This is a genomic window from Rhizobium mongolense subsp. loessense, from assembly GCF_900099775.1.
GTDB classification, from domain to species: Bacteria; Pseudomonadota; Alphaproteobacteria; order Rhizobiales; family Rhizobiaceae; genus Rhizobium; species Rhizobium loessense.
Map to the genome: position 1 here is coordinate 53,921 of NZ_FMTM01000016.1, position 13,019 is coordinate 66,939.

Sequence of the window (13,019 nt, forward strand, 5' to 3'; positions counted from 1 at the left end):
TTGCGATGCTTGCTCGATGTCACGGGTTTCACTCCACGTGAAACTCGTCTCATGGCAGTGAGCACTCGTATGACCGACAGGCCTTCAGCAAGCGGCCCGATATTGATCCTGACGTAAGCTGCCTGATGCGCCAACCGTCGGATTTGACCGCTCGAGCCGAGCGCTTGGGCTGCGAGCGGCCGGCTTTTTTAGCCGCCCTTTCTGAGGTCGAACAACACATCGTGTTCCTCCCACCCGGGGCAGGCCTGCCCCTGATCAGTTCAGTGGCTGCAGAAAATGGGCAGCCTGGCCGTCTCAAACATCGACCGCGTGACCCCGCCAAAGATCCGTTCCCGAAGGCGGGAATGGCTATAGGCGCCCATCACCAGAAGTTCGGCGCCAACATCAACCGCGTGCTGTTTTAATACCTCGTCAATAGGCCTGCCGGCGCTCGAAAGGACATCGACGGCAACGGGAACGCCATGTCGTGCAAGATATGTGGCAACGTCTGCCCCGGGCTCTTCGCCACTTGCATACGTAGTTGCGACCGGGTCAATCAACGTGACATGGACCTCGCCTGCGGCCTGCAGGGCCGGCAATGCCTGCTGGACTGCGCGGGCGACTTCCATTCGGGAGTTCCAGGCGACCAAGACCGACCGCGGTGCAAGGTTGGCTGCCTGATCTGTGGGGTTATAGAGCAAAGGCGCAGGTGATTGGAACAGGGCGCCGTCGAGAATGCGTTTGAAAAGATCTCCGTCTTGCCCTGCCTGACGGCCGACGAGCGTCAGGTCGGCATAGAGTGCGCGATCGGCAACATCTTCGTCTGCCCAGGCAAATTCGGTATAAATGTCCTGGACATCAAAAGACAGGCCGGAGGCCTTGAGCATTTCCTTGGCCTTTCCGGCCTGCTCGGCAAGCTTGTCAATATCGCCCTGACGCTCTTCGAGCCATGCCGTCGAGATCACCTCGGCATACGAGCCGCCGGGGGGTGGCGCCGCCATTGCGATGATCACTGTCGACAGGTGCGCCTCGATTGACTGGCTCACGGCGATCGCGTTCTTGAGATCTTCTTGGAAGTGATTGACGCCGAGTACGGCGAGAATGGTCTTATAGCGCATATTCGTGCCTCCACGCTCGGTAGTGAGCATGGTTTAACGATAGCGATAGGCCAGAAAGATGCTTTGATCCGAGTCAATCTGGCGCCAGCCGGCAGGCCCGGCTTGTCACTGATGCCAGGATGGCGGCGCGGCCGCTTCTTGCAGGCCTGCACAGAGCAGACTGCGTGCCCTCGCGCACGCGATCAATCCTTTCGCTGGTGAAATTTCGCGCTGCCGTTTTGTCCTTTGATCAGCATCAATGTCGCAGGCGCTCCGCAGGGCCAGAGTGTTAACAGGAAAAGCGGAGATGAGCCTCATGGACGTGAGATCTATCCTACTCGTGATCGCTCCAACGGCTTCGAAGATCGATGTGCAAAACGCATTGACCTTGGCCGCAGAGGCAAATGATCACCTCGCAGTGCTGGTTGCGGCAATTGCCGATCCGCCGACCATCGGCGATTATCCGGTCGGCGAAGTCTGGCTCGACAAACGCGACCGGGACTTGGCAAGTATTGAATCGGAAGTGCTGCGCTGCACGGAGCAATGCGCCTTGGCCGGGCTGTCGTTTGAGGTCGATAGCATCTATCCCGAGCGCGCCTGGGCGGACGCCGCCATTGCGGCGCGCGCACTGTGCTTTGACCTCGTGCTCATCGGTTCAAGCGCATTGCGCGATCCTGAACTGAAGCGCAGCCTCCTTAGCGGCGTTCTGTTTGACGCCGGCCAACCGGTAATGCTTCTGCCCGATCGTCTCGCGACCTTACGCCCGAAAAAGATTCTGCTCGCCTGGGATGGGACTATCCGCGCAGGGCGTGCCGTACGCGCAGCCCATGACAACCTCGTTGCCGCAAATGAAGTCCATGTCGTGCTTGTTGACGGGCCGCACGCAAGGTTTGAGAGCGGAGACGAGCCGGGCGCCGCTATGGCCAACTATCTTGCCCACCACGGGATCAATGTCGTGGTCGACCGGATTGCCAGTTGCGGCCGGCCGATTGCAGACGTCCTGGTTCGCCACGCGGCAGAGATTGGCGCCGACCTGATCGTCATGGGTGCTTATGGTCATTCGCGGTTGCGCGAGCGCATCTTCGGCGGCGTGACGAGGGCAATGATCGATCAACTGAAACTGCCGGTCTTGATGGCGCACTGAAGGAGGCTTGAACTATGAAGACGATCAAGATTCCGTAAAGGAGCTGGGTGCTTGTCTGTGATGCCGCCAAGGCATTGCTTTTGCGCGATGACGGCGACGGCGAACATTTGAATTTAACGCCGGTGAAAATCGAGACTGAGGACCACCCGCCCACCCATGAGCTGGGAACAATTCTTGCGCCAGCATCTCGACCCATCCGTTCAAGAGGTCCTTTCAGGAGAAATTGCAAAGAACCTCGCATATCTGCCGGTATGGGAAATCGAAAGACATCTGACAAAGATCGATCAACGCGGTCTCGCCCTGATCGCCAAGCGCAAACTGGCAAGTGCCTTGATGATCAATATCATCAAGACGGCGCTGGCGAAGGAATTCGGCAAACCACTATCCATCGAATGCGTTTCCGTTCCGGGACCGGGCGAAATCCTCGCGAAGGTGTCATGACCTGCGGCATATGCCATACTGATCGGATTTATTGTGATTGTGGCTCGAGCTGTTCACCCGCTCGCGATCTCGATTACGACGTCAAACCATGGTGACACTTTGTGGATGGGTTCGGAGGATCTCTCTACCAGGATTGAAGGGTCGGGGGATCCATATCCAGGAGGGTTATGTTCATGAAAGCGATGACGCTTCAGTCCATCGGAAAGCCTCTGGTTCTCGTCGAGCGGCCAGATCCGTCACCGGGGCGAGGTGAACTCAGACTGAAGGTGGAGGCCTGCGCCGTTTGTCGCACGGATCTGCATGTCATCGATGGCGACCTCGCCAATCCGAAGCTGCCGCTCGTGCCGGGCCACGAGATCGTCGGGATCGTCGATGCCGTCGGTGACGGGGTCGCGGCCACGAGATTAGGAAGCCGTGTCGGTGTGCCATGGCTGGGCCACAGCTGCGGGGTGTGCCCCTATTGCCGGTCGGAGGCTGAAAACCTTTGCGACCGGCCGGAGTTTACCGGCTATACGCGCGATGGCGGCTTTGCCACCGATGTCGTGGCCGATGCGTCCTATGCCTTTGATCTTGATCCAAAAGATGATCCGGTTTCGCTTGCACCTTTGCTCTGCGCCGGGCTTATCGGCTGGCGCTGCCTGAAGAAGGCCGGTGACGGCAGAAGGATCGGGCTTTACGGCTTCGGGGCGGCAGCCCATATCATCGCCCAGGTATGCGTATGGCAAGGTCGTGAGGTCTACGCCTTTACGCGTAGTGGAGACAATGAGGCGCAGCGTTTCGCGATAAGTCTCGGCGCCGCGTGGGCGGGAAGTTCAGACGACAGGCCGCCGGTGCTGCTGGACACGGCGATTATATTTGCGCCGGTCGGAACCCTCGTGCCGGCCGCCCTCAAGGCGGTCCGCAAGGGCGGACGTGTCGTTTGCGGCGGCATTCACATGAGCGACATTCCGGCCATGCCCTATGCCGTCCTTTGGGGAGAGCGGGAGCTTGTTTCCGTTGCAAATCTTACCCGTGAAGACGCCGCGCAGTTCTTTCCGATCGCCCGGCAGGCGGCCGTGCGCACACATACGGTCTCGTATCCCCTCGATCGGGCAAACCTGGCTCTCTCAGATCTTCGCGCCGGCCGGTTCAGCGGCGCGGCCGTCATCGTTCCCTGAGGCAAAGCCATGAGGTCTCGAAGAACCTTGACCTTCATCAAAGCGAAGTGGACGAAGGATGGATATCTGCGCCAAGCGTGGGAAAGAGCATCCGGACGACCAGCACCATCGTCCTTGCCGCGCCGGAAATGAAGAGAGCGACCAAAAGACACTCAAGGGAGAACTGATTTGGAGCCGGCCGCATCGCCCATCCGCAATGCTCATTCAATGACCGTCTTGGAAGTCGCTGCTGCGCTCGGCGTTGAACCGGCCCGCGGGCTTGACGAAAAGGACGCCGAGCATCGGCTGCAGCTGTTCGGCGCAAATGCCCTTACGGCGAAAAAGCGCCTTTCGGATGTTCGCCTGATGCTGCGGCAGTTCGCCAGCCCGGTCATGCTGTTGCTCGCCGGCGCTACCGCGCTTTCGCTTGCGTTTGGCGAGTATCAGCAGGCCGTGGCCATAGCTGCAGTGCTGTTTATCAATTCGGCGATCGGCTATTTCACAGAGCGGAGGGCGGTTCGCTCTCTGGAAGCGCTAAGGCGACTTGGAAAACGCAGCGCGCGCGTACGTCGGGCAGGACATGTGCTGCAGATCGCGGCGGAGAAGCTGGTTCCCGGAGATATTGTCCTTCTTGATGCAGGCGACGTCGTCGCAGCGGACATGCGGTGCGCGAGTTCCGCCACGTTGAGAATCGACGAGTCGGCTTTGACCGGTGAATCCGTGCCGGTCGGCAAGGGGATCGAACCGGACTCAGCACTTGCCGGATTACACGAGCGCAACGCCATGCTCTTTAAAGGCACACACATCGTGAGCGGAGGTGGCGAGGGCATCGTGACGGGGACCGGTCTCGCCACGGAACTTGGCCGCATTACCCAACTGGTCGACGAGGCCAGTGGCGGAGTTTCTCCTCTTGAGCGTCAGCTTGCGTTTCTGTCGCGGCAACTCATATGGATTACCTTGGTACTTGCCGCGGCCATTTCCGCAGCCGGGCTCTCTTCGGGAAGACCGGTCTTCTTGATGGTGGAAACGGCGATTGCGCTTGCCGTAGCCGCCATCCCCGAGGGTCTGCCCATCGTGGCGACGCTGACACTGGCACGCGGCATGCTGCGCATGGCCCGGCACAACGCACTGGTCGAAAACCTGGCAGCCGTAGAGACGCTCGGTTCGACGACCGTCATCATGACCGACAAGACCGGCACACTTACCGAAAATCGCATGGAGGTTGAGCAAATTCTGACACCTTCCGGTGATTTTTCCATTGACCGTGGTCTGGCCACCATCGTGAAGGAAGGCGCCATCGTCGATCCCTCGGCCGATCCGGAGCTCATGCAGGCACTGCTGATCGGCGTTTTGTGTTCAAACGCGGAATACGACCGCCATGCCTTTTCCGGCACCGGTGATCCGATGGAGATCGCGCTCCTGCGCGCGGGAAGTTTCGCAGGGCTCGATCGCAAGGAACAGATTGTGACGTTTCCGGAAGTGGCCGAGCATCCCTTCGATACCACGACCAGGCGCATGGCAACCATACACAGGACCGGCGACAATCACTTTGCTGCCGTAAAAGGTGCTCCCGAAGAAGTGCTGGCGGCTGCAGACCGGATCGGCATCAAAATGGAACCGCTTGGTGCGACCGAACGGACGGCATGGCTGCGGCGCGGTGAAGAACTTGCTGCAAGAGGGCTCAGGGTCCTTGCAGTCGCCGTTCATCCGCGTGCGCTCCAGGATCAACCGGTTCCAGACGCATTGGTCTTCTACGGCCTCGTCGCTTTTCGCGACCCGCCGCGAGGCGATATACCGGAAACGATCGCCGCGTTACGAAGGGCAGGTATCCGCGTCGTCATGGCAACCGGCGATCACCCGAGTACCGCGCTTGGGATTTCGCAAGCGATTGGCCTGACGGAGCCAGGTGCGTTGGTGATGACCGGCGCAGAACTATCCCGGCTGGGTGACGCGTCGGCGGCCGAGCGTCAGGAGATCGTTCGTAGACAGATCTTCGCGCGCGTGAGCCCGGAGCAAAAGCTCGAATTGATCAGCGCCTTTCAGCGCGAAGGCGAAGTGGTCGCCATGACGGGAGACGGGGTCAATGATGCGCCGGCTCTCAGCAAGGCAGACATCGGTGTCGCCATGGGCCAACGTGGAACAGATGTGGCCCGAGAGGCTGCGGACATGGTCTTGCTCGACGACGCCTTTTCAACCATCGTGCATGCCGTTCGCGAGGGACGGATCATCTTCGCCAATATCCGCCGGTTCTCCGCATATCTGCTCTCGTGCAATCTGGCAGAAGTGCTCGTTGTAGGTATTGCCGTCTTCACGGGACTTCCACTGGCGCTGCTGCCGCTCCAAATTCTTTTCCTGAACTTTGTCACGGATGTCTTTCCGGCCTTTGCGCTTGCCGCCGGCGAAGGCGAAGACGACGTACTCGACCGGCCGCCGCGCCAGCCCAACGAGGCAATCCTCACGAAGGCGCAATGGCTCTCTGTCGCAGTCTATGGAGCGGCAATTTCGGGCGCCACGCTTTTGGCATTGATTTCTTCGATCCGCTGGCTTGGCCTGGCAGCCGAACAGGCGACGACGGTTTCCTTTGTCACCATCGCGCTTGCCCAGCTGTGGCATACCTTCAACATGCGGGAGAGCGGGAGTGGTTTTTGGTCTAACTCCGTCACCCAAAACCGCTTTGTTTGGTATGCCACCGCACTTTGCCTTGCACTGCTGTTTGCGGGGATAAACGTGCCGTTACTATCGGAAACCCTGGAAATTGCGTCGATAGGGATGGAAGGCTGGGCGCTTGCCATCGGCTCCAGCCTGCTGCCGCTTGTTGCAGGGCAGCTCTGGCTTTCGTTGAGCGCTCGACGACCGGCCCTCGGCCCGCATCTCAAGACGGAGCTGAATGAGCAGCCCTGACGGGGACAACGGGGCATGGCAGCGTTGATCTTCATCAATGCGGGCACATTGCGGCATGCTTTGATATTCTTCTGCGGACTTCATCAAGGGCGAGGGAGCTCTTTACCACTGTCAGCGGCTGCGCCATCCGGATGAACGGCTAAAAAACGGAGATAGCAATGGGTCTCGACGATCAGCGGGAGGCAATAGCCTTCCTAAGCGATCCGAAATCGTACGGTCTCAGCGTGCCGGTTGATGTGATCGAAACGCATATCTCGCGGATTTTTCTGGCAGGTCCGCGCGCCTACAAAATGAAGAAAGCGGTGAAGCTCCCTTATGTTGATTTCTCGACCGCAGCCCTGCGTTTGAATGCCTGCCAAAAGGAGGTGGAGCTGAACAGACTGACGGCGCCCGGCCTCTATCTCGGCGTCAAGACCCTCTCAAGGGACAAAGACGGCGCCGTCTGTTTCGCAAAAGACGGCACATGCATTGACGCCGTCGTCGAGATGACCCGCTTCGACCAGGATCTCTTATTCGACAGGCTTGCGGCAGCCGACAAGCTGACCGACGATTTGATGACGTCGACAGCGCGAATGATTGTACGCTACCATCAAGATGCGATTGTCACGCAAGGCAAGGATGGTGTGGCCGAGATGGAGGCGGTCCTGAGCGTCAACAGGGCGGGATTTGCGACCAGCACGCTCTTTACCGAAGACGAGATAGTTTCCCTTGACTGGCTTTTTCGACGCGCGCTTGAACGGCATGCGGATCGATTGCGGACGCGAGGTGCGACGGGACGTATAAGGCGATGCCACGGCGATCTGCATCTACGCAATATTTGCCTTCTCGACGGCGAGCCGCGCCTGTTTGATTGCATCGAATTCAACGATGCTATCGCCACCGTCGACGTCCTTTACGACCTTGCCTTTCTGCTCATGGACCTTTGGCACCGAGGCCATCGTCATCATGCCAATCTGGTTGCTAACCGGTATTTCGACGAGTCCGACAATGAGGATGGCTTCACGCTCTTGCCTTTCTTCCTGGCGGTCCGCGCTGCGGTCAGGGCTCACGTGACGGCAACGCAAGCGGAAACTGCAAAGGAGAATATCGACGTGCTGCGCGCCGAAGCCCGTTCCTATTTCGCGTTGGCGCAAGAGCTGCTGGGAGCGCAGCCTCCACGGCTGATCGCACTCGGCGGGCTGAGTGGCTCCGGCAAGACAACGGTGGCTGAACGCCTTGCACCCCACATCGGCACGGCGCCTGGCGCGCGCATCATCGAAAGCGACCGCCTGCGCAAGGCCATGCACGGCGTTCCTGCGGAAACGCGCCTTCCGAAGGCGGCCTACCGCCGAGAGGTGTCCCAGCGCGTATATACGGAAATGGTCCTGCGGACGGACGCCATTCTTTCCGACGGCGGATGCGTCGTGGCCGATGCCGTCTTCGACGACGCCGGGCATCGGGCTGCCATCGAGACACCCGCGCGTCGGCGAAGCATCCGTTTCAGCGGGTTCTGGCTCGATGCTGAACCTGCCTTGTTATGGAAACGCGTGGAGGACCGGCGAGGTGGTCCTTCGGATGCGAGGCTCGAGGTCCTTGTGATGCAGCTTTCACGCCGGGTTGATGACCTCGCCTGGCGCAAGATCGATGCCTCCAAAAGCGCTGACCTCATCTGCGACGAGATTCTTGCGGAATCGATGTCCGATGAGCCGGCCACGGCAGGAACTTGAAATTTCCGAACCGCCTGCAATGCGGCAGTCGTGACCTAGAGATTTGATGCGAATCAAAGCCAGCCGCTATCGCAGCGCTAAGGTCGAGCCCGTGCGTTTCAGCGTGGCTCGCGCGGCCGTCAAGGCTCGCAAGCCAAAACCGTCTGCCGCTCAAGGTGAAAGGGCGCCGAATGTCGATCAAGAACCTTGCGCCGCTGCTTCACCCTCGATCGATTGCCATTATCGGCGCCTCTACGCGGCCGGACGCGATCGGTTCAAAGATTCTGGACAATGTGCTGCGCAGGATTTGCCGGTGACATCTGGCCGGTCAACCCGAAGCACCCGCAAATTCTCGAGCAAAGCTGCTATCCAAGCGTCTCTGCATTGCCTGCCGCGCCCGACATCGCAATTGTTGCGACACCGGCGCCGACGATCCCGTCGCTTCTTCACCATTTGGGAGAGAAGGGAACGAAGATCGCGGTTCTTGTCAGCGCAGGACTGTCGGACAAGAACGGTCTCAGGCAAGCCGCGCTTGAGGCGAGCAAACCTTACGGCTTGCGGCTCTTCGGGCCAAACGTCGTTGGCTTGATCCTGCCGACGGCAAATCTCAATGCAAGCTTCGTGCTCACAGGTGCCAGCCGCGGCAACATTGGGCTGCTATCCCAATCCGGCGCTATCGTAAGCTCTCTTCTTGATTGGGCAGCCGATCACGATATCGGTTTTTCAAAGGTCATTTCGCTTGGCGATATGATCGATGTCGATATTGGCGATGCGATTGATCTCCTGGCGACCGATCACGACACGTCTGCAATCATCATATATCTGGAATCCATCGTTAATCCGAGGAAGTTCATCTCTGCCGCGCGTGCGGCGGGGCGCCTGAAGCCGTTGATCGCCATCGTCCCGGGCCGCCATAAGGCTGCTGCTGCGGCAGCGGCGACCCACACTGGTGCGCTCGCCAGCAACAACCGCATTCTTGATGCGGTCCTGAAAAGGGCCGGGATCATTCGGGTCATGACGCTTTCGGAGCTGTTTGCCGCAGCCGAGATCACCGCGCGCTTCCCGCCGCTCTCGCCTGCGCATATCGCCATCGTTACCAATGGCGGTGGAGCTGGTGTGCTTGCGGTCGACAGCCTTCTCGACAAGAGCGAGGTGCTTGCATCATTGACGGCAGAAACGGTGGCCGATCTCGACCGGCTGCTCCCGGGCGGATGGTCCAGGAGCAATCCCGTCGATGTCGCGGGCGATGCAACACCCGACCGCTACGCTGCAGCAGTCAGGACGACCGCGGCCGATAGCGGGGTGGATGCCATTCTTGCCTTGCATTGCCCGGTACAGGCTGCGCCGCCGGCTGCGACCGCCCTGGCGGTTGCAGGCATAGTGCAGGAGGGCACATTGGCCGGAAAGCCGCTGCTCACCTGCTTCCTGGGCGGGAAAGCGGCCAGGGGCGGCCGCCAGATTCTGCGCGGTGCTGGCATCTCCGACCATGAAATGCCCGACGACGCGATAGCCGCCCTTCATATTCTCGCCCAGTGGGGCCGGCGCAAGGAGCAACTCACGCACATTGCGGGTTCGACCACCAAAGAGATCAGCTTCGATCGAAATGCAGCTTTCGGCATATTTGAGGAAGCGGCGAGCGAGGGGAGGGCTATGCTGACAGAGATCGAAGCAAAAGGCGTGCTTAGGGCTTACGGGATTCCAGTTCCCGAACATCTCGTTGCTGAAACGATCGCGGCCGTCGACAACCTTGCGACGAGAATGTTGCGGCACCATCGAGCCATCGTCTTGAAGATCCTGTCGCGGAAAATTACCCATAAATCGGACATTGGTGGCGTCGCCTTGAATCTCACAAGCACGGCCGAGGTGCGCCGGGCCGCCCGTAAAATGAAAGCAGCGGCAACGACGGCAGGTTTTGCCGACCAGATCGACGGATATGTCCTCCAGCCGATGGTCAAGGTCGACAATGGGTTCGAACTTCTGGCGGGACTTTCGGCTGATGCCGTATTTGGGCCAGCCATCGTGTTCGGGGCTGGAGGCATTGCAGTCGAGCAGACCGACGACATCGCCACGGGCCTACCGCCTCTTGATGACGGCCTGGCAGACGATCTGATCAAAGCCACCCGCATCGACCGGCTGTTGCAAGGCTTTCGTCACATTCCGGCCGCAGATCGTGAGGCCATCAAAAAAGTGCTTCTCGCGCTGTCGCAGATGGCGGTCGATTTTCCGTTCGTTCGTGCTGTCGATATCAATCCGCTGGTCGCCGGATCTCGAACAATCATCGCCCTCGACGCCCGCATCGAGATCGATCCATCCAGATTGCGGGAACCAGCGCCGAACCGGAACCTGGTGATCAGGCCATATCCGGCCGGGTGGAGCCGCGACGTCACCTTGAGCGGGCAATGCTTCTCCTTGCGCCCGATCCTTCCATTGGACGCCGAGCTATATGCGGGGCTGCTGGAGCAGACAACGGCAGACGATTTGCGGATGCGTTTTTTTGGGCAGGCCAGGCTTTCCGAGGCGGCAATCGTCCGCATGACACATATCGACTATGAGCGGGAGATGGCCTTCGTGGCGATCGATCCGGCAGGGCAGCTTGCGGGCGTTTCGCGTCTCGTGATCGATGCAGGGCGGGAGTGGGGCGAGTACGGACTGCTTGTCAGGAGCGACCAACAGCGCATCGGCTTGGGAACGGCGCTCTTGCAACAGCTCCTGATGTTTGCGCGTGCTGAAGGTCTGACGGAGGTCCGTGGCACCGTTCTACGCGGCAACGAAAAGATGCTCGGGCTGTGCCGCAAGCTTGGATTTCAGGTGGCGACCTCAACGTGCGATGCCGGGCTGAAACAAGTGCGCATCGCGCTTGACGGTCCGAATGCGGCAAGAGGTGTGGTCCAAGCGTGATGCAAACACGGGAGGCCATAAACTGCGACGGTCATTTCCCAATCCACCTTGAGCGAGATCAAGGACGAAGACGAAGAGATGGCGTAGCTCAATCATTTGAATAACCGCGGAGGCCGCACATGACCAGCCTGCAGATGTCACTTCCATTCTTGCAATTCAGCCCATTCGGTGCTGCCATTTTGGCAGGCACGAAGTTTCAGGCGGAGTTTGCCGGCGCGGCGCTTCGGTATCAGATCGAGGGCCTCTCGTTCTGGCTAGATCGCATTTACAAGGACGTCATATTCGCCAGCGCCCTCGCAAACCCTCAGGCGGTGCGTGACGCATCAGACCTTATCAATGATTTCTCAACACAAATGATCACGGACTATGCACGCGAAACCAGCCGCATCTTTGCCGTTGCGGCAAAGACTGCAAACGAGACCGCGACAATCGCACACGTCGAGGCTTTGCGAACGATCGAGGACATCGCCGCCAGTTCGGTTGCTCCCTGACGCCTGCAATGGGTCCGTCCGTCATCTGCCAGCTTCGCGTTGCGGCCTTGCTCTCCCTGGCCTCTGCGCCGTGAAGATCGGCTCGTGCATCTTCTCGTGAAGAAGTACTTCATCGGCGGCCGGCGGGCGGCAGGGAGGTCGGCGACGATCGCCTGCAGCGGATTCGCTTCTTCCGGCAAGACAAGGACGGTTGCCACAGCTCGTACACGTCAACAAGGATGCCATGAGGACACTGGTTGAGGAGCCATTCTCGCTTGTCGGCCGATCGCATAGGCGGGAGCTTTCGGCTGTCCCTCCTAGCCGTTCAGCTATCGGTTCCCATCACCAGGACCACGCAGAGGACTCTCGCCTCAAGTCATGGCCGGATTCCATCCCGGCCAAAGCGGTGCTCTCACCGCACGCAATGCCGGCGCACAACACGAAAGGGAGGGGTTCCCCGGTTGCCCCTCCCTTTCCCGCCGGCCCCCAGATTCAGTCCCATCGAGACTGAGCCGGCGGATGCGCCCTGCGCATTCAAGTTGCCTTGATCGAGATTTTTTTGCCGTTCTGCTGCGCGCCTGGCGTCTTCGCAAGGACGACCTTCAGGATACCGTTCGCAAACGACGCATCTATCTTATCTGCATCGACACCATCGGGGAGCTGGAGGCTACGCTCGAAGGAGCCATAGCGGCGTTCGGAAAGGAAGTATTCCTTTTCCGTCTGCTCTTTACTTTCCTGCTTCTCGCCTTTGATGGTCAGTATGCCGTTTGTCAGCGTCACATCGAGCTCGTTTGCTTCGATGCCCGGCAGCTCGGCGGTGAGCTCATAGGCATTGTCGGTTTCGGCGAAATCGATCGCGGGGACACCGCGCGTGTAGGCGGCTGGCAAGCGGGAAAATGATGTCCGATCGAAGAACCCCGGATTGAACTCGTTGAAAACCCGATCGATCTCCGACCTGAGGCTTTCAAAGGGTGACCATCTTGGTGTCGTGGGTGTGACACTCTTGTCCGTGCTCGCAGGGAGCTTGGTTGCCATATTGGCCATGGCTTTCTCCTCATCGTTACGGTGACCGCAAAAAAGCATTCCTCATCGGCGGCCACTTTCTCGTCTTCGTAAGACGCAGGCTCTTCATAAACCAACCGCCAGGCGGCACATTGATCAGCATCAATCACGCGGGCCATGCTTTGCGAATTTCGTGCCGGGCACAGGACCCTTTTGGTGGACGGAGCAATTGCGAACCTAGCCAACGTCATTTGCGCAAGATCAAC

The 13,019-nt window shown here is 59.5% G+C and carries 9 protein-coding genes; 7 read left to right on the forward strand and 2 right to left on the reverse strand.

Annotation, left to right across the window (positions count from 1 at the left end; genetic code table 11):
* Positions 1-260: 260 nt before the first annotated feature.
* Positions 261-1,097, reverse strand: coding sequence for a universal stress protein (locus BLP23_RS30040; RefSeq protein ID WP_092588362.1), 837 nt, complete (start codon positions 1,095-1,097; stop codon positions 261-263).
* 295 nt (positions 1,098-1,392) lie between these two features.
* On the opposite strand from BLP23_RS30040, the gene BLP23_RS30045 reads away from it, so the two are divergent.
* From BLP23_RS30045 to BLP23_RS30075, 7 genes are all read left to right on the forward strand, one after another.
* On the forward strand, positions 1,393-2,220 hold the full coding sequence (locus tag BLP23_RS30045; protein ID WP_167364037.1) for a universal stress protein: 828 nt from the start codon (positions 1,393-1,395) through the stop codon (positions 2,218-2,220).
* 156 nt (positions 2,221-2,376) lie between these two features.
* Positions 2,377-2,661, forward strand: coding sequence for a hypothetical protein (locus tag BLP23_RS35410; protein WP_208603215.1), 285 nt, complete (start codon positions 2,377-2,379; stop codon positions 2,659-2,661).
* Between the two features lie 173 nt (positions 2,662-2,834).
* Positions 2,835-3,818 (forward strand): zinc-dependent alcohol dehydrogenase family protein, encoded by a 984-nt coding sequence (locus BLP23_RS30055; RefSeq protein WP_092588414.1) that lies wholly within the window; start codon positions 2,835-2,837, stop codon positions 3,816-3,818.
* Positions 3,819-4,025: 207 nt separating this feature from the next.
* Positions 4,026-6,698: a cation-translocating P-type ATPase gene (locus tag BLP23_RS30060; RefSeq protein ID WP_139187139.1), complete on the forward strand. Its 2,673-nt coding sequence runs from the start codon at positions 4,026-4,028 to the stop codon at positions 6,696-6,698.
* A 158-nt stretch (positions 6,699-6,856) separates the two neighbouring features.
* Positions 6,857-8,404, forward strand: coding sequence for a bifunctional aminoglycoside phosphotransferase/ATP-binding protein (locus BLP23_RS30065; protein WP_092588365.1), 1,548 nt, complete (start codon positions 6,857-6,859; stop codon positions 8,402-8,404).
* Positions 8,405-8,674: 270 nt separating this feature from the next.
* A complete protein-coding gene (locus BLP23_RS30070) occupies positions 8,675-11,281 on the forward strand; it encodes a bifunctional acetate--CoA ligase family protein/GNAT family N-acetyltransferase (RefSeq protein ID WP_233426864.1) in 2,607 nt (868 codons plus the stop codon).
* Between the two features lie 119 nt (positions 11,282-11,400).
* Positions 11,401-11,772 carry a hypothetical protein gene (locus BLP23_RS30075; RefSeq protein WP_092588366.1) on the forward strand — a complete coding sequence of 124 codons (372 nt, stop codon included), beginning with the start codon at positions 11,401-11,403 and terminating at the stop codon, positions 11,770-11,772.
* 513 nt (positions 11,773-12,285) lie between these two features.
* Here the strand turns inward: BLP23_RS30075 and BLP23_RS30080 are convergent.
* Positions 12,286-12,795 carry an Hsp20/alpha crystallin family protein gene (locus BLP23_RS30080; protein ID WP_092588367.1) on the reverse strand — a complete coding sequence of 170 codons (510 nt, stop codon included), beginning with the start codon at positions 12,793-12,795 and terminating at the stop codon, positions 12,286-12,288.
* Positions 12,796-13,019 lie beyond the last annotated feature (224 nt).